Annotated in this window: 20 protein-coding genes; 16 read left to right on the top strand and 4 right to left on the bottom strand. The window is 63.5% G+C overall.

All coding sequences use genetic code 11. The annotated features are described in order from the left end of the window. Positions 1–168 precede the first annotated feature (168 nt). From AC0L3B_RS02395 to AC0L3B_RS02380, 4 genes are all read left to right on the top strand, one after another. Positions 169–861: a GntR family transcriptional regulator gene (locus AC0L3B_RS02395; RefSeq protein WP_162496371.1), complete on the top strand. Its 693-nt coding sequence runs from the start codon at positions 169–171 to the stop codon at positions 859–861. Between the two features lie 78 nt (positions 862–939). Continuing rightward, positions 940–2673 (top strand): oxalyl-CoA decarboxylase, encoded by a 1734-nt coding sequence (gene oxc / locus AC0L3B_RS02390; RefSeq protein ID WP_247474354.1) that lies wholly within the window; start codon positions 940–942, stop codon positions 2671–2673. Between the two features lie 64 nt (positions 2674–2737). Next, positions 2738–4015, top strand: coding sequence for a formyl-CoA transferase (gene frc, locus AC0L3B_RS02385; RefSeq protein ID WP_018458582.1), 1278 nt, complete (start codon positions 2738–2740; stop codon positions 4013–4015). 373 nt (positions 4016–4388) lie between these two features. Then, positions 4389–4571, top strand: coding sequence for a hypothetical protein (locus AC0L3B_RS02380; RefSeq protein WP_007608360.1), 183 nt, complete (start codon positions 4389–4391; stop codon positions 4569–4571). Positions 4572–4635: 64 nt separating this feature from the next. Here AC0L3B_RS02380 and AC0L3B_RS02375 read toward each other — a convergent pair whose 3' ends face one another. The 3 genes from AC0L3B_RS02375 to AC0L3B_RS02365 form a co-directional block, all read right to left on the bottom strand. Further along, on the bottom strand, positions 4636–4860 hold the full coding sequence (locus AC0L3B_RS02375; RefSeq protein WP_026233616.1) for a hypothetical protein: 225 nt from the start codon (positions 4858–4860) through the stop codon (positions 4636–4638). A gap of 54 nt (positions 4861–4914) precedes the next feature. Beyond that, positions 4915–5157, bottom strand: a complete 243-nt coding sequence (locus tag AC0L3B_RS02370) for a hypothetical protein (protein WP_026233615.1) — start codon at positions 5155–5157, stop codon at positions 4915–4917. Positions 5158–5254: 97 nt separating this feature from the next. Then, positions 5255–5464, bottom strand: a complete 210-nt coding sequence (locus AC0L3B_RS02365; protein WP_007593324.1) for a cold-shock protein — start codon at positions 5462–5464, stop codon at positions 5255–5257. A 398-nt stretch (positions 5465–5862) separates the two neighbouring features. Between AC0L3B_RS02365 and AC0L3B_RS02360 the strand changes: the two genes are divergently transcribed. Then, the gene (locus AC0L3B_RS02360; protein WP_026233614.1) at positions 5863–6306 is read left to right on the top strand and encodes an SRPBCC family protein; all 444 of its coding nucleotides are present in this window, start codon (positions 5863–5865) and stop codon (positions 6304–6306) included. Positions 6307–6345: 39 nt separating this feature from the next. Here the strand turns inward: AC0L3B_RS02360 and AC0L3B_RS02355 are convergent, their stop codons facing one another. Continuing rightward, positions 6346–7677 (bottom strand): Hsp70 family protein, encoded by a 1332-nt coding sequence (locus AC0L3B_RS02355; protein WP_018458577.1) that lies wholly within the window; start codon positions 7675–7677, stop codon positions 6346–6348. Positions 7678–7955: 278 nt separating this feature from the next. On the opposite strand from AC0L3B_RS02355, the gene AC0L3B_RS02350 reads away from it, so the two are divergent. The 11 genes from AC0L3B_RS02350 to AC0L3B_RS02300 all read left to right on the top strand — a co-directional run bounded on the left by AC0L3B_RS02350 (position 7956) and on the right by AC0L3B_RS02300 (position 19517). After that, the gene (locus AC0L3B_RS02350; RefSeq protein WP_018458576.1) at positions 7956–8093 is read left to right on the top strand and encodes a hypothetical protein; all 138 of its coding nucleotides are present in this window, start codon (positions 7956–7958) and stop codon (positions 8091–8093) included. Between the two features lie 251 nt (positions 8094–8344). Further along, complete coding sequence (gene oxlT, locus AC0L3B_RS02345; RefSeq protein WP_026233613.1) at positions 8345–9631, top strand: oxalate/formate MFS antiporter; 1287 nt, start codon at positions 8345–8347, stop codon at positions 9629–9631. A gap of 255 nt (positions 9632–9886) precedes the next feature. Beyond that, positions 9887–11209 carry an oxalate/formate MFS antiporter gene (gene oxlT, locus AC0L3B_RS02340; RefSeq protein ID WP_018458574.1) on the top strand — a complete coding sequence of 441 codons (1323 nt, stop codon included), beginning with the start codon at positions 9887–9889 and terminating at the stop codon, positions 11207–11209. A 174-nt stretch (positions 11210–11383) separates the two neighbouring features. Further along, positions 11384–11809 (top strand): CBS domain-containing protein, encoded by a 426-nt coding sequence (locus AC0L3B_RS02335; protein WP_018458573.1) that lies wholly within the window; start codon positions 11384–11386, stop codon positions 11807–11809. Between the two features lie 103 nt (positions 11810–11912). Further along, positions 11913–12932, top strand: a complete 1020-nt coding sequence (locus tag AC0L3B_RS02330; RefSeq protein ID WP_018458572.1) for a 2-dehydropantoate 2-reductase — start codon at positions 11913–11915, stop codon at positions 12930–12932. Then, positions 12932–13717 (top strand): fumarylacetoacetate hydrolase family protein, encoded by a 786-nt coding sequence (locus tag AC0L3B_RS02325; protein ID WP_204510720.1) that lies wholly within the window; start codon positions 12932–12934, stop codon positions 13715–13717. Before AC0L3B_RS02330 ends, AC0L3B_RS02325 begins: the two co-directional genes overlap by 1 nt. Before the next feature lie 274 nt (positions 13718–13991). Continuing rightward, positions 13992–15398 carry a hypothetical protein gene (locus AC0L3B_RS02320; protein ID WP_473379955.1) on the top strand — a complete coding sequence of 469 codons (1407 nt, stop codon included), beginning with the start codon at positions 13992–13994 and terminating at the stop codon, positions 15396–15398. Between the two features lie 183 nt (positions 15399–15581). Next, on the top strand, positions 15582–15782 hold the full coding sequence (locus AC0L3B_RS02315; RefSeq protein ID WP_007608336.1) for a hypothetical protein: 201 nt from the start codon (positions 15582–15584) through the stop codon (positions 15780–15782). Positions 15783–15852: 70 nt separating this feature from the next. Further along, positions 15853–16500, top strand: coding sequence for a hypothetical protein (locus AC0L3B_RS02310; protein WP_085352311.1), 648 nt, complete (start codon positions 15853–15855; stop codon positions 16498–16500). Between the two features lie 1027 nt (positions 16501–17527). Next, the gene (locus AC0L3B_RS02305) at positions 17528–18523 is read left to right on the top strand and encodes an NAD(P)H-dependent flavin oxidoreductase (RefSeq protein WP_018458568.1); all 996 of its coding nucleotides are present in this window, start codon (positions 17528–17530) and stop codon (positions 18521–18523) included. Between the two features lie 25 nt (positions 18524–18548). After that, the gene (locus tag AC0L3B_RS02300) at positions 18549–19517 is read left to right on the top strand and encodes a quinone oxidoreductase family protein (RefSeq protein WP_473379954.1); all 969 of its coding nucleotides are present in this window, start codon (positions 18549–18551) and stop codon (positions 19515–19517) included. The last annotated feature ends 131 nt before the right edge of the window (positions 19518–19648 follow it).

Here is a 19648-nt window from a genome sequence, read left to right as displayed (position 1 = left end):
CAACTTGTCAAGCTGCAGCGCACCTTAGAACGCTGCAAAAAATAGGCAGCTTGACATTCTGGTATTTGGTATGCCAAAAACTTTCCCGTTAATAATCCTGTAAAAGACGACTCCCACTGGAGGAGATTCGTCGTGTCACTGCGGAAACCAACCAAGGCGTTGCCGAACATGGCCGAGGCAGATATCGCAATCGTTCGTATTGCCCCGGAGTCGAGCTTCAAGAACAAGGCGTATGACGCCTTGAAGGAAGCCATCCTCAAGATGGACATCTACTCGACGCCCGAACCCGTCATGCTCGACGAGCGAGCGTTGTCCGAGCGCCTCGGCGTGAGCCGCACGCCGATCCGCGAAGCCATCGCGATGCTAGAGCAAGACGGTTTCGTGAAGACGGTTCCTCGCCGCGGCATCATGGTGGTCCGAAGGACCAAAAGCGAGATCGTCGACATGATCCGCGCCTGGGCGGCGCTGGAGAGCATGGCGGCTCGCCTCATCACCGCCACAGCGCGCAAGAAAGACATCACGGCGCTGCGCGACTACTTCAAGGAATTTGGCAAGGATCGCCTGCCCGAGGATCACGTCGAGGAATATTCGCGCGCCAACATCGCCTTCCACCAGGCGCTGATCTCGCTGTCGGAATCACCGGTGCTGGTCGATCTCACCAACGACTTGCTGCTGCATGTGCGTGGCTATCGGCAATTGACCATCGGACGCAAGGACCGCACCGCGACGTCGCTTCCCGAGCATCTCGGCATGATCGAAGCCCTGGAGGCGCGCGATACCGAGCTCGCCGAGAAGCGCGCCCGCGATCACACCCTTGGCCTTGCCGCTTACGTCGAAGCGCATGGTCAGGAACTCTTCTAGCCGGCAACGTTCACCAAAGGGCGAGGCATCGCCCGCAAAAGCCTGAAACGGCATCTTGAGACCAGGGAGACAAGGCCCATGCTGAATACCGCGACCAAGTCCGAAGCACCGGGCACCGAGCAGGAATTGACGGATGGTTTTCATCTCGTCATTGACGCGCTCAAGCTGAACGGCATCAACACCATCTATAATGTGCCGGGCATCCCGATCACGGATTTGGGCCGCATGGCGCAGGCGGCCGGTATTCGCATGATTTCGTTCCGCCACGAGCAGAACGCCGGTTATGCGGCGGGCATCGCCGGCTACCTCACCAAGAAGCCCGGCATCTGCCTCACCGTCTCCGCGCCCGGCTTCCTCAACGGTCTCACCGCGCTCGCCCACGCCACCACCAACTGCTACCCGATGATCCTGATCTCGGGCTCCTCCGAGCGCGAGATCGTCGACCTCCAGCAGGGCGACTATGAAGAGATGGACCAGCTCGCGATCGCCAAGCCGCTGTGCAAGGCAGCCTACCGTGTGCTGCACGCCCAGGACATCGGCATTGGTCTTGCCCGTGCCATCCGAGCCGCCGTCTCCGGCCGTCCGGGCGGCGTCTATCTCGACCTGCCGGCAAAGCTGTTCGGCCAGGTGATGAACGCCGATGCCGGCCAGAAGTCGCTGGTCAAGGTAATCGACGCGGCTCCCGCGCAGATCCCCTCGCCCGCTTCGATCAAGCGCGCGCTTGATGTTTTGAAGAGCGCAAAGCGCCCTCTCATCATCCTCGGCAAGGGCGCGGCCTACGCGCAGGCCGACGAGGAGATCAAAACCTTCGTCGAGAAGAGCGGTATCCCCTTCCTGCCGATGAGCATGGCCAAGGGTCTCCTCTCAGACACCCATCCGCAGTGCGCAGGCGCTGCCCGCTCGACGGTGCTGAAGGAATCCGACGTCGTCCTGCTGATCGGCGCCCGGCTGAACTGGCTGCTCTCGCACGGCAAGGGCAAGAACTGGGGCGAAGCGCCCAAGAAGTTCATCCAGGTCGACATCGAACCGCGCGAGATGGACTCCAACGTCGAGATCGTCGCGCCCGTCGTCGGCGACATCGGCTCGGTCGTCTCCGCCTTCAACCAGGCGATGGCTTCGGGCTGGACCGCCCCGCCTGCCGAATGGACCAAGGCGATTTCGACCAAGCGCGAAGAGAACGTCGCCAAGATGGCGCCGAAGCTCATGAACAACAAATCGCCGATGGACTATCACGGCGCGCTCGGCGTGCTGAAGAACGTCATCAAGGATCATCCCGAGGCGATCCTCGTCAACGAGGGCGCCAACACGCTCGACCTCGCCCGCGGCGTCATCGACATGTATCGCCCACGCAAGCGTCTCGACGTCGGCACCTGGGGCGTGATGGGCATTGGCATGGGCCAGGCGATCGCGGCTGCTCTCGAGACCGGCCATCCCGTGCTCGCGGTCGAAGGCGACTCGGCCTTCGGCTTCTCCGGCATGGAGGTCGAGACCATCTGCCGCTACAATTTGCCGATCTGCGTCGTCGTCTTCAACAATGACGGCATCTATCGCGGCACCGACGTCAACGGCGCCAACGCCGATCCGGCGACGACGGTGTTCGTCAAGGGCGCCCGCTACGACAAGATGATGGAAGCCTTCGGCGGCGTCGGCGTCAATGCCACCTCACCGGACGAGCTCAAGCGCGCCGTCAACGAGGCCATGGCTTCGGGCAAGCCGACGCTCATCAACGCCGTGATCGATCCGGCCGCCGGTTCCGAGAGCGGCCGCATCGGCAATCTCAATCCGCAGAGCGTTCTGCAGAAGAAGAAGTAAGCATCCCCGTCAACCCACAAGGTCCCTGCGGGTGCAGGGGTAGATCAGAGTACGGAGCAACACGATGACAAAAGCGCTCGAGGGCGTTCGCATTCTCGACTTCACCCACGTCCAGTCCGGGCCGACCTGCACGCAGTTGCTCGCATGGTTCGGCGCCGACGTGATCAAGGTGGAGCGCCCGGGCGTGGGTGACATCACCCGCGGCCAGCTGCAGGACATCCCGAATGTGGACAGCCTGTATTTCACCATGCTCAACCACAACAAGCGCTCGATCACGCTCGACACCAAGAACCCCAAGGGCAAGGAAGTCCTCACCGAGCTCATCAAGAAGTGCGACGTGTTGGTCGAGAATTTCGGCCCCGGCGTGCTCGACCGCATGGGCTTCCCCTGGGAGAAGATCCAGGCGATCAACCCGAAGATGATCGTCGCCTCTATTAAGGGCTTTGGTCCCGGACCATACGAGGACTGCAAGGTTTATGAGAACGTCGCCCAGTGCACCGGCGGCGCCGCCTCCACCACGGGCTTCCGCGACGGCTTGCCCCTCGTGACCGGCGCGCAGATCGGCGACAGCGGCACCGGTCTGCATCTGGCGCTCGGCATCGTCACCGCACTCTATCAGCGCACCCATTCCGGCAAGGGCCAGCGCGTCACCGCCGCGATGCAGGACGGCGTGCTCAATCTCGCGCGCGTCAAGCTGCGCGACCAGCAGCGCCTCGCCCATGGTCCGCTCAAGGAATACAGCCAGTTCGGCGAAGGCATTCCGTTCGGCGATGCCGTGCCGCGTGCCGGCAACGATTCCGGCGGCGGCCAGCCCGGCCGCATCCTGAAGTGCAAGGGCTGGGAGACCGATCCCAACGCCTATATCTACTTCATCACCCAGGCCCCGGTCTGGGAGAAGATCTGCGACGTGATCGGTGAGCCCTCCTGGAAGACCGATCCCAACTACGCCAAGCCGGCCGTCCGCCTGCCGCGCCTGAATGAGATCTTCGGCCGCATCGAACAATGGACGATGACGAAGACGAAGTTCGAGGCGATGGAAATCCTCAACAAGGACGACATTCCCTGCGGCCCGATCCTGTCGATGAAGGAGATCGCCGAGGACCAGTCGCTGCGCGCGACCGGCACCGTGGTCGAGGTCGACCACCCCACCCGCGGCAAGTACATCTCCGTCGGCAACCCGATCAAGCTGTCGGACTCCCCGAGCGAGGTGGAGCGATCCCCGCTGCTCGGCGAGCACACCGACGAGATCCTGCGCACCGTGCTGGGCTTCTCGGACCATCAGGTCGCCGATATCCACAAGTCCGGCGCGCTCGATCCGCCGCAGAAGCAGGCCGCCGAATAAGCGGGCTTATCTCACGACGCGAAAGGCCGCCGGCTTCGGCGGCCTTTTTGTTGGCGCGCAAAGGCTGCATCGCACGATCGGCGCGCTTGCCGCGCCGCCAAGGCTGGATTAAAGATTGGTTCGCGAGGAACAGATGCGGTGGCCGGCCGTTGCTCCCTCGACCGGTGTGCTCCCGGAAATGCGAGCATGCCGGAAATGCCAGCATGCCATCTCCACGGCGAGTGCAGCACGCCTCGCAAAGACCCTGCCCCACGCTGAAGAACTGGTCGCCTTCGCTTCCGAGGATGGCAAGTCGGCCTTTCAGTTCGGGCACGGGTGGCGTCGCGTCCGGCACTCGCCAGGACCACGCTCGTTGATCAAATTGAGGGCTTAAATGTCGAAAGATCAATCCTCTGATCGCGCCAAGCGTGAAGCCAACAAGGCGTTCAAGCCTGCGACAACGCAGAAGCCGATCAATGACTATGCGAAGGACCAGAACTCCTTCAACGAGAATCGCGAACGGCTGAAAGCGGAGCGATTGGCCCGGGAGGCGAAGCCGGGAAGCGGCTCCGAATAGGCACGACGATCCCAGACTCCGACCGCGAATTCCGCTAAAGGCGGGGCGCCGAAATCCGCCTGGTCTACAGCATCGAGAGCACGACGATTCCGTCTTCGACTGCACCAGAAGCGAGCTGCGCCCGCGCCATGCGCTCGAACTCGGTCCGGTTCTTGCGAAGATAACTGAAAGCCTGCTTCTGCGTCAGGAACGTCGTCGCAAGACGGCACATCTGTCGTCCCGCGCCAAGCGCGAGAAAGAAGGTGATGGTGCCACCGCCATCCGACTTTATTCTAGGCACGACCCGCACTCTTTGGCATGTGATCGGCCCTCTCCAAATTGTCCTCGGCGCAATGGAAGCCAGTTATGGCGTCACCTTCTTCTTGCGCTTCGTCGGGACGGGCGGCGGCAGCGACGCCTGAAGGGCGGCGTCTGCCGCTTCCTTGGCCTGGCGCAGCTCTCGAAGCCGCGCCATGTTCTTGCGAACATCGACGGCTTGCTTTCCAACGTCCACCATCGCCCGCGCGCCTTCCTCAGCGGCCAAACGCTGACGGTTAGAACGCGCGATGCTTTCGGGTGACGGTTCGGCCGGTCTCTTGGCGCTCATTATTCACCCTGCTCTGCAACGGACAAAAACCCGCTCAATCCTGGGATCGAGCGGGTGGCATGGCCGTTTCAGTACATCCGTGAAACGGCACCAAGGCTTAGGCCAGCGAGAGATTCTCAGCGCTGACCTTGCCCCGCATCTTGTCGGTCTTGAGTTCGAAGTTGACCTTTTGGCCTTCAGCGAGACCTGCAAGACCAGCCCGCTCGACCGCGCTGATGTGAACGAACACATCGTTGCCGCCGTCGTTCGGCTGAATGAATCCAAAGCCCTTCTGGCCGTTAAACCACTTTACAGTACCTGTCGTCATTTTCTTCTCCAAAGCGCATACGCGCAGGTTCCGCGTGATCGTCACGCAGAACAAATTCTATTCGTCGATGTCTATGGAAAAGGAGCCCGCGGGCGCATTCAACAAGGCACAGCGGCTGAACGAACAGCCTCAACGTATACCTCATCCTCGCCATTTGCAAGGCTTGACGGAATTTAACGGCTCGGGAGCCCGGCGGTAGGTGCAGGACGCGCGCTATTCAGCGCTCATCTTTCGCCCCCCGGCGAGCTGCTCTCGAAGGCTGCCGAGCGCCCCATGCGTGGATCCATCAAAAAAAATCGAGACGCCGCGTCGGATCGGCAGCATCTCCTTCGTCATCTGGACATGAACGGGCAGTAGACGCCCACGTCGAGCCCGGCGATTCATGAGGAAGAATGATCATGCCCAGCACTGTCCGCCTGCACCGCGTTCTCACGACCAGCCCGGAGAAAGTCTATCGCGCCTTCCTGGAGGCGGATGCGTTGGCAAAATGGCTTCCGCCGAATGGCTTCACCTGCACCGTCCATCATTTCGAGCCGAAGGTCAGGGGCACGTTCAAGATGTCGTTCCGTAACTTCACGACGGGCAACAGCCACGCCTTCGGCGGCGAATATCTCGAGCTCGTCCCCGGCGAACGTCTCCGTTACACCGACAGGTTCGACGACCCCAATCTGCCGGGAGAGATCCAGGTCACCGTGATCCTGAAGAAAGTATCCGTAGGCACCGAGCTGGATATCACGCAGGCCGGCATCCCCGACGTCATCCCGCCGGAGGCTTGTTATCTCGGCTGGCAGGAATCGCTGCGCAATCTGGCGAAGCTCGTCGAGCCTGAGATCAAGCAATAGCGATCGGACGCGACTTAGGGGCGGCCGCGTGACCGTAGGCTACGCGCCCGCCCTCGACTGGAGCCCGCCGCTTGCGGTCCAGCGGTCCGGGTCCGGGCTGTGTCCGATCAAAGCAAGGCCGTACGCAATCGACTCGAACTGATCGCCCGACATCAGCCGTTCGTTGCCGAACCGCTCGGCGAACAGTTTTCGAACGGCCGGCACGAAAGACGTGCCGCCGGTCAAAAACACCTTCTCGACCTCGCGCGCGGTGATGCCGGCTTCGCCCAGCACCTTGTCGACGGTGGCCCCGAGCCTCGCGATGTCGTCGGCAATCCAGGCTTCGAAATTCTTCCGCGTGATAGTCGAGCCGATATCGACCCCGCCTCCTTTGAAGCGGAACTCCACCTGATCCTGGGCCGACAGCGCGACCTTGGCGTCGGACACCGCGCGGTACAGCGCAAAGCCGAGGTCGAGATCGACGATGGTGATGAAATCCTCGAGCAGAGCCGGCTTCACCGCGGTGCGCGCAAGCTCCCGGAGTTCGCGCAGGTCGCCGTTGCTCTTCATCATCGCGAGCTGATGCCAGCGCGCGAGATTAGTGTAGTGGCCGGTGGGGATCGGCAGCACCTTGTCGAACGAGCGGAAGCTCGAGCCCTTGCCCAGCCGCGGCGAGACGACGTGATCGACGATACGGTAGTCGAAGGTGTCGCCCGCAATCCCGATGCCGGCATGGCCGAGCGGCTCGGCGCGCAAGGCGCCGCCGGCACGCGAGAACCGCATCACCGAGAAATCGCTGGTGCCGCCACCGAAATCCGCGACCAGCACGGTCGCATCGCGCTCCAGCCGGCGGGCGAAGGAGAACGCCGCGCCCACGGGTTCGTAGACATAGCGGGCGTGGCCGGCGCCGAGGCGCTCGAACGCGGCCCGGTAGCGCTGCATCGCCAGCGCTTCGTCGGGATTGCCCCCGGCGAAGCGGACGGGGCGACCGACTGTAATGGTGGACGTCTCGAAGCCGAATTTATCGCCGCCATGCCGCGCCAGCGTCCGCAGGAACGCCGCCAAAATATCCTCGAACTTGTAGCGCTGCCGGAACACCTGGGTGGTGTTGAAGCTGGAGCTTGCGGCAAAGGTCTTGAACGACTGGAGGAAGCGGTAGACATGGCGTCCTTCCAGGAACTGCTCGATCGCCCACGGGCCGCCTTCAGCCTGGGCGCCGGCTCCCGGCCGGTCCTCCCAGAAGCACAGCGCTGACACGAAGACGCTGTGGCGCTGCTCACCATGGTCAAAGCGGATGGCCTCGACCCGGCGATCGTCCGCCGCAAGGGCCACGACCGTGTTGCTGGTCCCAAAATCGATGCCGATCGAGACGGCGGGCGAGGCGCTCGACATGAACCACTCTGACAGATGATTGGAGGGGGCAGACCACTAACGGCTTCATGTGCCGCTGCCAAGGCTCCGTTTTTGGATATCGACGGTCAAATGGTTCAGTTTCGGCCGGCTTTGGGCATATCCCGCTCAAATCGGCCCATTTAACTGATTATTATGCTGCAATGCGAAAAGCTAAATGCTGCTATGCAATGGCATGCATAGACATTGGCATCTGGTATACATAAATTCCCTTTCGAAATGAGACAGCACTACTGACCGTCTCGAGAAAGGGATTTCCGATGTCCAAGACCGCTTCCGTCGCTCTCGCGCCCTCCTCCACGCTGTTCGCCCGCCTGATGGCAACGATCGACCGCCTCCTGATGGCGAGCGCCGAGATCTCGAATCACAACGGCGACCTGCCGCGCTTTGGCCTGTAGGCCGGACAGCCGCCCGCGCCTGCGCGCGCAGCGGGAGACGGTTTTAGATCAGTCCGCATACTACTTTTGATGAATGGCCCCGGATCACGGGGCCATTTCTACTTGTGCTGTCCTGAGTCACAGCCGCAACCGGGCAAGGTCCTGCGGCATTTGCGCACGGTGACCGGACCAGCGCTTGAAGCTTGGCATAATGCATACAAGAATGCCGTTCCAGCGCTCGCAGAAAAATGAGAGGCGCCACGGGAGGCTTTATGACGGACATGGTGCAAGCAACCGCCCCGACAGCCGCGCGCGTTAGCGACACGTATCGCTGGACGCAATTGGCAGTTGGCGTCGCGGCGATGGTAATGATCGCCAATTATCAATACGGCTGGACGTTCTTCGTCCCCGACATCCAGAAGAAGTTCGGCTGGGATCGTGCGTCGATCCAATGGGCCTTTACGCTGTTCGTGCTGTTCGAGACCTGGCTCGTGCCGATCGAAGGATGGTTCGTCGACAAATACGGTCCGCGCATCGTGGTGCTGGTCGGCGGCGTGCTCTGTGCCGCCGGCTGGGCGATCAACGCGGAGGCGACCACGCTCAACGGCTACTATCTCGGCATGATCATCGCAGGCATCGGCGCCGGCGGCGTCTACGGCACCTGCGTCGGTAACGCGCTGAAGTGGTTTCCGGACAAGCGCGGTCTTGCCGCGGGCATCACGGCCGCTGGTTTCGGTGCGGGCTCCGCGCTGACCGTCGCGCCGATCCAGGCCATGATCAAGGACAGCGGTTTCCAGACCACCTTCCTTTATTTCGGCCTCGGACAAGGCATTATCATCTGCATCCTCGCCTTCTTCCTGCTCGCGCCGAAAGCAGGTCAGGTGCCGAACGCGGTCGTGAACGCCAATCTGCAGCAGACCCGGCGCAACTACCAGCCGACCGAGGTGCTGCGTCAGCCGATCTTCTGGCTGATGTACTTCATGTTCGTGATTGTCGGCGCTGGCGGCCTGATGGTGACGGCGAACCTGAAGCCGATCGCGGCGGACTGGAAGATCGACAACGTGCCGGTCACGCTGATGGCGGTGACGATGACCGCGGTGACCTTCGCGGCCACGATCGACCGCGTGCTCAACGGCCTGACGCGTCCGTTCTTCGGCTGGATCTCCGACATGATCGGCCGCGAGAACACGATGTTCATCGCCTTCGGCATGGAAGGTATCGGCATCTGGATGCTCTACCTCTGGGGCCACGATCCGCTCTGGTTCGTGCTGCTCTCGGGCTTCGTGTTCTTCGCTTGGGGTGAGATCTACTCGCTGTTCCCCTCGACCTGCACCGACACGTTCGGCGCCAAGTTCGCGACCACCAATGCCGGCCTGCTCTACACCGCGAAGGGTACGGCCGCGCTGCTGGTCCCGATCGGCAACTACATGCAGCAGTCGTCGGGCAGTTGGGACAACGTGTTTATCATCGCAGCCGGCGCCAACATCCTGGCCTCGGCGCTGGCGATCGCGGTGCTCAAGCCCTGGCGCAAGGTCGTGGTCGCGCAATCGACCGTCTGACGCGCTCCAAAAGCGCTTCTCGCGCAAAACGCCCGGCCTCGCGGCCGGGCGTTTTCGTTGTGCGCGACGTTTTCGTGAACCCGCCGTCCCTAAAGGAACTCCGCAAATTTTCAGGCGCGCGCCAAGATAGGGCTTGCAATCTGGAATATGGTATACCAAGGTCGCCACCGCGCTTGCGACGATAAGCCACAATATTGCGACATCAGGTCATCTTGCGACCGGTGTCGAACCAGACAGGCGCTTGGGAGGTTCTTGATGATTTCCAGCACCGATGGCGCTGTCACGGCCGCGCCTCTCCGCACAGGTTTCCGCTGGCTCCAGCTGGTCATGGGCATCGTCTGCATGGCGATGATCGCCAACCTGCAATATGGCTGGACCCTGTTCGTCGATCCGATCGATCACGCGCACCATTGGGGACGCGCCGCGATCCAGCTCGCCTTCACCATCTTCGTCGTCACCGAAACCTGGCTGGTGCCGATCGAGGCCTGGTTCGTCGACAAATACGGCCCGCGCATCGTCATCATGTTCGGCGGCGTCATGATCGCGCTGTCGTGGATTCTCAACTCCTATGCCGATAGCCTCACCTTGCTCTACGCGGCCGCGATCATCGGCGGCATGGGCGCGGGCGCCGTGTACGGCACCTGCGTCGGCAACGCGCTGAAATGGTTTCCCGATCGCCGGGGCCTTGCCGCCGGTGCGACTGCCGCCGGCTTCGGCGCAGGCGCTGCACTCACCGTCGTGCCGATCGCAGCCATGATCGCAACGAGCGGCTATCAGCACGCGTTCCTCACCTTCGGCATCGGCCAGGGCGTGATCGTCTTCGTGCTCGCCTTCTTCATTCAGCCGCCGCGGATCTCGATCCCGCCGAAGAAGAAGCAGCTCAATCTGCCGCAGACCAAGATCGACTTCACCCCGCCCCAGGTGCTGCGCACCCCTATTTTCTGGGTCATGTATCTCGTGTTCGTCATGGTCGCCTCCGGCGGCCTGATGACCGCGGCGCAGATCGCCCCGATCGCACACGACTTCAAGATCGCCGACACGCCGGTCACGCTCGCCGGATTCCAGATGGCGGCATTGACGTTCGCGATCTCGCTCGACCGCATCTTCGACGGTTTCGGACGGCCGTTCTTCGGCTTCGTCTCCGACACGATCGGCCGCGAGCACACCATGTTCATCGCCTTCGGCACCGCCGCGCTGATGCTGCTGACGCTGTCGGCCTATGGCCACGTCCCTGTCGTCTTCGTGCTCGCCACCGCGGTCTATTTCGGCGTGTTCGGCGAGATCTACTCGCTGTTCCCAGCGACCTGCGGCGACACCTTCGGCTCGAAGTTCGCAACCACCAACAACGGCATGCTCTACACGGCGAAGGGGACCGCGTCCCTGCTCGTTCCGCTCGCCAGCGTGATCTCGGCCACGTATGGCTGGAAGGCCGTGTTCGTGGTCGCAGTCGCGCTGAACGCGACGGCGGCCCTGACGGCGCTGTTCGTGATCAAGCCGATGCGCCGCTCCTTCATCCTCGGCAAGGAAGCCGAGAGCGCCAACGCCGCGACGGGGAACGCCAAGACCGAGACGGCATAACGAACACTCCTTGCACGGTGAGACAGGGGGCGCAGCGATGCGCCTCTTTCTTTTTGGCTCACGGCAAACGTCAGCATTGTTGCCTCAAGATTTTTCGGAACAGCCAAATCGAGTGCTTGACGATTGGCATTATGTATACCACACTTGCCCCATCATTCACCCAGGGAGGTTGCAATGCTGGTCGGAGACATTCTGCGCAAGAAGACACCGCGCGTTGTCACGGTGCGAATGAACGAAACGGTGGGTATCGCCGCCAAGCTGATGCGCGCCAACAATATCAGCGCACTTGTGGTGAAGGACGTGGTCCGCTCCGAGGGTAACACCGCGGTCGGCATGTTCACCGAGCGCGACGTCGTGCGCGCCGTCGCCGAGCACGGCGCCAATGCCGTCAACGTCAAGGTTTCGCAGCTCGTCTCGGTGCAGCAGCTCGTATCCTGCACCTCAAACGACACGATCGAGCACGTCCGCCATCTGATGAACCGGAATCACATCCGGCACCTGCCTGTCATCGACGATTACAGCCTCGTCTCGGTCATCAGCATGCGTGACATCGCCTCCTTCGTGGACGAAGCGATCAACGGCACGCCGCAAGCAGCTTAAAGCGTCTCACTTCCCCTGCGACTACCGTCCCCGGCTCGGACCTTCCGAGCCGGACCGGATCTTTCGTCCCGAAATCCGGCTTCCGCTGCTTCGCGAGGATTCCATGAAGATCTGCATCTACGGCGCCGGCGCAATCGGCGGATATCTCGGGGTTCAGCTCGCGCGCGCGGGCGCCGACGTCAGCCTCGTCGCACGCGGCGCGCACCTTGCCGCGATGCGCGAGCGCGGCCTGACGTTGCTCGCGGGCGAGGAGAAGCACACCGTGCATCCGCGCTGCACCGACGATCCCGCCGAGCTCGGTGTGCAGGACTACATCATCATCACGCTGAAGGCGCACTCGATCACCGGCGTGATCGAGACAATGCAGCCGCTGCTCGGACCCCACACCCGCATCGTCACCGCCGTCAACGGCATCCCCTATTGGTACTTCTACAAGCACGGCGGCCAATACGAGAATTCGACGCTGGAGAGCATCGACCCCGGCGGACGGCAGTGGCGCGAAATTGGCGCCGAGCGCGCCATCGGTTGCATCGTCTATCCCGCCACCGAGATCGAGGCGCCCGGCGTGATCCGTCACGTCTACGGCAACAACTTTCCGCTCGGCGAGCCCTCCGGCGAGATCACCCCGGACGTGCAACGCCTCGCCGATCTCTTCGTCGCAGCCGGGCTGAAGGCGCCGGTGCTCGACCGCATCCGCGACGAGATCTGGCTCAAGCTGTGGGGCAATGTCTGCTTCAACCCGATCAGCGCACTCACCCATGCAACGCTCGACGTGATCTGCACCGATCCGGCCACTCGCGCGCTGTCGCGCGCGATCATGATGGAGACGCAAGGCATCGCCGAAACGTTCGGCGTCAAATTCCGCGTCGACGTCGAGCGCCGCATCGAAGGTGCGCGCAAGGTCGGCGCGCACAAGACCTCGATGCTCCAGGATCTCGAGCGCGGCCGCCCGATGGAGATCGACCCGCTCGTCACCGTCGTGCAGGAGATGGGCCGCCTCACCGGCGTCGCCACCCCCGCCCTCGATTCAGTGCTGGCGATGGTGACCCAGCGCGCCCGCATTGCCGGTCTCTACGACGGCATCCCGACCCCATCGGATCCGCGCGCACTGGCGGTGGCGTGATGGCTGGCGAGATCAAACAATGGCTCCGCTTCCGGAATAGCGGTGCGACCGGCTTCGGCACGCTAACGTCGTCGGGCATCAGCGTCCATGAGGGCGAGATGTTTGGCCGCCATGCAGCCACCGGCAAGACGCTGGCGCTGTCGGAGGTCGAACTGCTCGCGCCCTGCGTGCCCAGCAAGATCGTCGCGCTCTGGAACAATTTTCATGCACTCGCGGCCAGGCTCAACCAGCCCGAGCCACCGGAGCCGCTCTACCTCCTGAAGGCCACCACCAGCATTACGACGCCAGGCGCGGTGATCCGCCGTCCCTCTTATTACGATGGCAAGACCACGTATGAAGGCGAGCTCGGCATCGTCATCGGCAAGACCTGTGCCCGGGTGTCGCCGGCGGAAGCGGACAGCTTCATCTTCGGCTACACCTGCGTCAACGACATCACCGCCAACGACATCCTGACCAGCGACCCGACCTTCCCGCAATGGGCACGGGCCAAAGGCATCGACGATTACGGCCCGTTCGGCCCCGTCATCGCGACCGGTCTCGATCCGGTCAGGCTGGTGGTCCGCACCATCCTCAACGGTGCGGAGCGACAGAACTATCCGATATCGGACATGATCTTCACCGCGCAGGAGCTGGTCAGCAGGATCTCCCACGACATGACCCTGCTCCCCGGCGACCTCATTGCCGTCGGCACCTCGGTCGGCGTCGGCGTGATGAAAGAGCCGGTGAACATTGTGACCGTCGCGATCGACGGCATCGGCGAGCTGACCAACGAGTTTCGGCTGTAGCTTCTCTCTCCGTCATGGCCGGGCTTGTCCCGGCCATCCACGTTCTGTTGGCGCGGAGGCGCGTGGATGCCTGGGACAAGCCCGGGCATGACCAGCGCCCTGAACGTCTGCCCCCAACACGGGAAACGCGCCTCTCCCCCTCCACCGATCGGCTGACGCATTCAGCCGTGGATCGTGAGGCCGGACCTATCCAGCAAGCTCCCGCCGCCCTTGATCTCGGTTCCGCTCTCCAATAGCAATTATGGCGATAATGTGCCGGCGTGAGGAAGTCACGATGTGGCTGTTTTTCCTGGTTGCCTGGTTTGTTCTGCTCACTGCCATCGCGATCTTCGCCCAGCAGGCGCTCGGTTACGATGTCGGCCACCTGCCTGCCTGGTTCGGAGGCCTGCCCGTCCCGCAGCGTGTTGCGACCGGCGCGATCCTGGCCTTGGCGTTGGCACTGATCGGCGCCTCCGCCTGGCGGCTCTCGCGCCAGGACCGGCGCCTCGACACATTGCGCGACCGCCTCAAGAAGACCCGCGAGGACGTGGTCGTCGCCCACGCCCTGCAGAACCACCTCGACGCCACCGTCCAGCACCTGATCGAGAGCGATCCCCGGGAGGCCGTTTCCGCCCTGCACGACAAGCTGGGCGAGACCGAGCAGCGCGCCCTGCTGCAGCGGGGCCGCAACGAATCCACCGACATGCACGACCAGCTCGCCGAAATCCGCCGCCGCCAGCAGGAATTGCGCGATATGGTCGGCAAGATCGCCGAGCAGCGCCGCGCGGTCGAGCCGGTTTTCACTGAGATCCGCGACCGCCAGAACCAGCTCGAACGCTCGCTGCACGACCTCGAGACCGACGACCGCAAGAACAACCTCGCCGACCGGCTCAAGGACATCGCGGGCGACGTATCGACGCTGCTGTCCCGGGTCGGCGCGGTCCAGGACACCTTTGCGACCCTGAACCAGTACAAGGACGATCTAGCGAAGTCCCACGCTGAGCTGGTGCCGCTGCGCGCGTCGGACGCTGGCCTCAATGCGTTGATCGGCGAGCTGAGCCTCAGCCATGAGCGCCTCGCCAAGAGCGTCGACGAGCTCGAAACCGGCGGCGAAGCACCGCTCGGCGCCCGCGTCGAGACGCTGTCGAAGAACAAGATCGACATCGAGCAGCGCCTGGCCCGCATCGACGACAGCTTCCACATCCTGAAAGGCATCGGGCTCGACTTCGAAGAGCTCGGCGAGCGCCGGGCCCAGCTCGAACGCTCGCTCGCCCGTGTCGAGATCGACGCCGAGGGCAAGACGCTTGCCGACCGCCAGAATGCGTTGAACGATTTTGTTCTCCAGTCGCGCCAGCGCCTCGGTGCGTTACAGGAAACGCTGGCGACGCTGAACGCCTTCAAGACAGAGCTGTCGAAGTCGCAGGCTGACCTCGTCCCGCTGAAGGCGCCCGTGTTCGGAATCGAGGCCATGATCGCGGACGTCGGCACGACGCACGACCTCCTCGCCAAAACCGTCGGCGAGATCGAGGCAAACGGCGACGTCACCCTCGCCTCGCGCGTCGACGCGCTGACCAAGAGCAAACGCGAGGTCGAAGACCGCCTCGCCCGCATCTTCGACAGTTTCAACGCGCTCGACGGTTTGCGAAAAGACATCGGCGGCATCTTCTCGACGATCAGGAACAGCCTGAACCGGATCGGGTGAGGCCGAGTCGCGTAGGCTGGGCAGAGCGCGCCGAAACATCCAGACACATCACATCTCCGCGCGGCCGGCAGATGCCGCCAACATGTCGCGCCGATGCCGCACTGTGGACGCATTCGGCCGCCCTTCTGTGAGGCGTGTCTGGGGGCACGGCGGTGCCGTGTTTGGACCAAACCTTCTAGGGGTATGACTGTGAAGAAGATTGTATTTGTCGTGGGTGCTACGCTTGCTCTGGTAACGGTCGCGAATGCCGCGGATCTGCCGCGCCGGCAGCCCGTTCCCGTCTATTCGGAGCAGGCGCCGATCGGCAAGATGCCGATTGGCAAGAGCCCGGTTGGAAAGGCCCCGATCGGCAAGGCGCCCGGCCCCGTCGCAGCGCGCTACTGACGCGTTAGCGAAATACCCGCAGAAGCAAGCGTAGACTCTGCGTGAGTGGCCGACAGTCGAGGGGCACAGCGTGACGAACAAACCTGATCGATCGGGACCCTGCATCCTTGCGGGATTCGCGCTCGCGGCCATGCTCGCGTGTACGACACCTTCGGCCTCGGCCCACGAAGCGAACAAGCGCGTTGCTGACGCAAACGCGCTTGCCACGACCGACACCGTATCACGGCCGGCGCCATCGACCCGGCGCCCGGTCGCGCGCGCGGAAAAAGGTCCGTACTACGTCGATTTCCGCGCCCGCACGGCGGCGAGCTGGGGCCACGCCTTCGTCTGGTACGGCAAGACCAGCGAGCGCGCCGTCGAAGTGGCAGGGCTCACGCCCGCCGGCGACACCTGGGCCTATGTGCTTGGTCACCTCACCTGGGTGCCGGCGGAGACCGGCGCGAGCTACGGCGATCTCGACCCGGAGTATCTGACCGCGAACTACCGCGTATATCTGAACGAAGCCGACGCCAAGCGCGTGTTTGCCTATATCAAGAAATTGCAGGCGAGCTCGCCGGTCTGGAACGCCGAGACCACCAATTGCACCGGCTTCATCGGCGACATCGCCGAGTACATGGGATTGAAGGTCCCCTACCGCTGGCAGCGCCCCGAAAACTTCGTCAACAGCCTCAAGGAAATGAACGGCGGCCGCCAGATGGTGCGGCTGTCGACGGAATAGCCCGGCAGGGTTCGCCCGTCGGGCAAAACAGCCGCACAAATTTCGCGCGCCGCCTGTCAATCCCCGTCTGCCAAAATATTCCACTTTACCGAAATTCGGATTTGGCGCACCTACGACACACCCTGACCCGGGACAAGGGGCGGATCGCGATCGTCACGGACCGCGGGTGGGGCAGCGATGGACGCGACGGCGTCGGGCGCGGCGAGCCTTGCAGGGCGGGAAACCGTGAGCACAGGCTTTCGCGCCTACGACACGGCGCCGACAGCGTCTTCGCATGGCTTCGGGTGCGAGCACACGCCAGCTCCCGAAGACCCAGCGAGGACGTGCGCGGACGGCGAAGTCGTGTGGTCCTGACGCCCGGGGTCTGTGCGTCAAGTCCTGTGGTGATGCGTGCTGCCCGACCGGGCGCTTGCATCAGCCATCTGCGGGGCGACGGGGGCAATAGTGCATCGCTCCCCGGGGAGAGCACGAAGTAAGCCGTAAACCACCGCGCAGGGAAGGCCGGGCGATTGGCTGACCTGTGGTCCACCCCGTGTGCATTCTTCTGGCGCACGGACTTGCGGGTGCCAGCCGGCGCCCGGCCTTCCCTGCGCCCTTGTCACGACGAGGGCGATGCGATCAGGCAAAGCTCGGGCGAAATGCGCCGCGAGGATGCGAAGATGCGTCTGCTGTTTGCAAGTCGGATCGAGATTGATCGGAAGATTGTGCGTCCGTGCCCCGGACGCAGCGCAGCATCCCCCGGCAGAGCGAAGCATCGTCCGGTTCGACGGTGCGCTGCAGAGCCGGCGCCCATCTTTCAGAGCGCTCGCTGGGCATGGGTCGCGGCTCTGCGCGGCAACGCGAAGAGGCGTTGCAGCGCGTCCGGGACACGAGCCCGCGTCAATTATCCGCCTCACGGAATCCCCCCACTCCCCGCATGATCGCCCCGCCTCCACCGCACGCCCTCGCAATAGACTTTTCCCGACCCGGGCGGCATCCTGCCGGCATCGACCGATAAAAGAGCGCCACGCAAGCGGGGAAACAGATCATGCTGCAGACACGGTTCACCAAGCTCGTCGGAGTCGAGCACCCGATCGTCCAGGGCGGCATGCAGTGGGTCGGGCGCGCCGAGCTGGTCGCCGCCGTCGCCAATGCCGGCGCGCTCGGCTTCATCACGGCGCTGACCCAGCCGACACCGGAGGACCTCAGGAAGGAGATCGCCCGCTGCCGCGATCTCACCGACAAGCCGTTTGGCGTCAACCTCACCATCCTGCCCGCAATCAAGCCGCCGCCTTATGCCGAATATCGCGCCGCCATCATCGAGAGCGGCATCAAGGTGGTCGAAACCGCCGGCAACAAGCCGCAGGAGCATGTCGACGAGTTCAAGAAGCACGGCGTCAAGGTCGTGCACAAATGCACTAGCGTCCGTCACGGGCTCTCGGCCGAGCGCATGGGCGTCGACGCCATCTCGATCGACGGGTTCGAATGCGCCGGCCATCCCGGCGAGGACGACACCCCCGGCCTGATCCTAATCCCGGCCGCCGCCAACAAGATCAAGATCCCGATGATCGCCTCCGGCGGCTTTGCCGACGCCCGCGGCCTCGTCGCCGCACTGGCGCTCGGCGCCGAAGGCATCAACATGGGCACCCGCTTCATGGCGACCAAAGAGAGCCCCATTCATCAGCTCATCAAGGAGAAGATCGTGGCCAATGACGAGCGCGAAACCGAGCTGATCTTCCGCACCATGCGCAACACCTCCCGCGTCGCCAGGAACGAGATCTCGACCAAGGTCGTAGCGATGGAGAAGGAAGGCGCCAAGTTCGAGGACATCCGCGAACTCGTCGCGGGCGCCCGCGGCAAGATGGTCTACGCGACCGGCAACTCGGACGAAGGCATCTGGTCGGCGGGCCAGGTCCAGGGCCTGATCCAGGACATCCCGACCTGCGCGGAACTGATCTCCCGCATCGTGCGCGAAGCGGAGGCCATCATCCGCAGCCGGCTCGAAGGCATGATCGTTCATCCGACAGCGCAGGCTGCTGAATAATCACTGCAAGAAGCGAGAGCAATTCATGAAGGCTTATGTCTACGGCCCTGGTGGCGCTACGATTTCCGACGTCGCTCAACCAAAGCCTGAAGGCACGCAGGTGCTGGTCCGGGTCCGCGCCTGTGGCCTCAATCGCGCCGACACCGGCATGCGCAAGGGCCACGCCCATGGCGCGGCCGGCGGCGCCGGCACCGTGCTCGGCATGGAATGGGCCGGCGAGGTCGCCGCGCTCGGACCGGATGCCAAGGGCCTCAAGGTCGGCGACCGCATCATGGGCTCGGGCGGCGCGGCGTTTGCCGAATACACGCTGGCCGATCACGGCCGGCTTTTCCACGCGCCCTCGAACATGAACTTCGAGGAAGCCGCCACCCTGCCCGTCGCACTCGCGACCATGCACAACGCCGTCGTCACCATCGGCGGCGTGCAGCCCGGGCAAGCCGTGCTGATCCAGGGCGCAAGCTCCGGCGTCGGCCTGATGGCGATGCAGATTGCGAAGCTCAAGGGCGCCAGGCTCGTGATCGGCTCCTCGACCGATGCTTATCGCCGCAGCCGGCTGAAGGAGTATGGCGCCGATCTTGCGGTCGACTCCTCTGACCCCTCATGGGTCGACGGGGTGCTGAAGGCGACGAACGGCGAAGGTGTCGACCTCATCGTCGACCAGGTCTCGGGCAAGGTCGCGAACCAGAACCTCGCGGCGACCAAGGTCAAGGGTTGCATCGTCAATGTCGGCCGGCTCGGCGGCACCCATGCCGATTTCAACTTCGACCTGCACGCGGCCCGCCGCATCGATTATGTCGGCGTCACCTTCCGCACCCGCACCGTCGCGGAGGTCCGTGAGATTTTTGAGGAGGTCCGCAAGGACATCTGGGGCGCCGTCGAGTCGCGAAAGCTGCAGCTGCCGATCGACAAGGTGTTTGCCTTCGACGACATCGACAAGGCCTTCGAGCACATGGAGGCCAACAAGCACCTGGGGAAGATCGTCGTGACGGTGTAGTGGCCGCGACGACCAGAGAGAGCGGCAGCGCACCAGTCTCTCCACTCGTCATGGCCGGGCTTGTCCCGGCCGTCCACGTCTTTGTCGCTCCGAAGAACGTGGATGCCCGGGACAAGTCCGGGCACGACGGA

This window comes from Bradyrhizobium sp. Kon56, from assembly GCF_055807635.1.
This window is presented reverse-complemented; position numbering and strand designations above follow the sequence as displayed.

Excerpts from the sequence above, each read along its gene's own strand:
- AC0L3B_RS02395 (WP_162496371.1), top strand. The coding sequence starts at position 169 with ATGGCCGAGGCAGATATCGCAATCGTTCGTATTGCCCCGGAGTCGAGC.
- oxc (WP_247474354.1), top strand. The coding sequence starts at position 940 with ATGCTGAATACCGCGACCAAGTCCGAAGCACCGGGCACCGAGCAGGAA.
- frc (WP_018458582.1), top strand. The coding sequence starts at position 2,738 with ATGACAAAAGCGCTCGAGGGCGTTCGCATTCTCGACTTCACCCACGTC.
- AC0L3B_RS02380 (WP_007608360.1), top strand. The coding sequence starts at position 4,389 with ATGTCGAAAGATCAATCCTCTGATCGCGCCAAGCGTGAAGCCAACAAG.
- AC0L3B_RS02370 (WP_026233615.1), bottom strand. The coding sequence starts at position 5,157 with ATGAGCGCCAAGAGACCGGCCGAACCGTCACCCGAAAGCATCGCGCGT.
- AC0L3B_RS02365 (WP_007593324.1), bottom strand. The coding sequence starts at position 5,464 with ATGACGACAGGTACTGTAAAGTGGTTTAACGGCCAGAAGGGCTTTGGA.
- AC0L3B_RS02360 (WP_026233614.1), top strand. The coding sequence starts at position 5,863 with ATGCCCAGCACTGTCCGCCTGCACCGCGTTCTCACGACCAGCCCGGAG.
- AC0L3B_RS02355 (WP_018458577.1), bottom strand. The coding sequence starts at position 7,677 with ATGTCGAGCGCCTCGCCCGCCGTCTCGATCGGCATCGATTTTGGGACC.
- AC0L3B_RS02350 (WP_018458576.1), top strand. The coding sequence starts at position 7,956 with ATGTCCAAGACCGCTTCCGTCGCTCTCGCGCCCTCCTCCACGCTGTTC.
- oxlT (WP_026233613.1), top strand. The coding sequence starts at position 8,345 with ATGACGGACATGGTGCAAGCAACCGCCCCGACAGCCGCGCGCGTTAGC.
- oxlT (WP_018458574.1), top strand. The coding sequence starts at position 9,887 with ATGATTTCCAGCACCGATGGCGCTGTCACGGCCGCGCCTCTCCGCACA.
- AC0L3B_RS02335 (WP_018458573.1), top strand. The coding sequence starts at position 11,384 with ATGCTGGTCGGAGACATTCTGCGCAAGAAGACACCGCGCGTTGTCACG.
- AC0L3B_RS02330 (WP_018458572.1), top strand. The coding sequence starts at position 11,913 with ATGAAGATCTGCATCTACGGCGCCGGCGCAATCGGCGGATATCTCGGG.
- AC0L3B_RS02325 (WP_204510720.1), top strand. The coding sequence starts at position 12,932 with ATGGCTGGCGAGATCAAACAATGGCTCCGCTTCCGGAATAGCGGTGCG.
- AC0L3B_RS02320 (WP_473379955.1), top strand. The coding sequence starts at position 13,992 with ATGTGGCTGTTTTTCCTGGTTGCCTGGTTTGTTCTGCTCACTGCCATC.
- AC0L3B_RS02315 (WP_007608336.1), top strand. The coding sequence starts at position 15,582 with ATGACTGTGAAGAAGATTGTATTTGTCGTGGGTGCTACGCTTGCTCTG.
- AC0L3B_RS02305 (WP_018458568.1), top strand. The coding sequence starts at position 17,528 with ATGCTGCAGACACGGTTCACCAAGCTCGTCGGAGTCGAGCACCCGATC.
- AC0L3B_RS02300 (WP_473379954.1), top strand. The coding sequence starts at position 18,549 with ATGAAGGCTTATGTCTACGGCCCTGGTGGCGCTACGATTTCCGACGTC.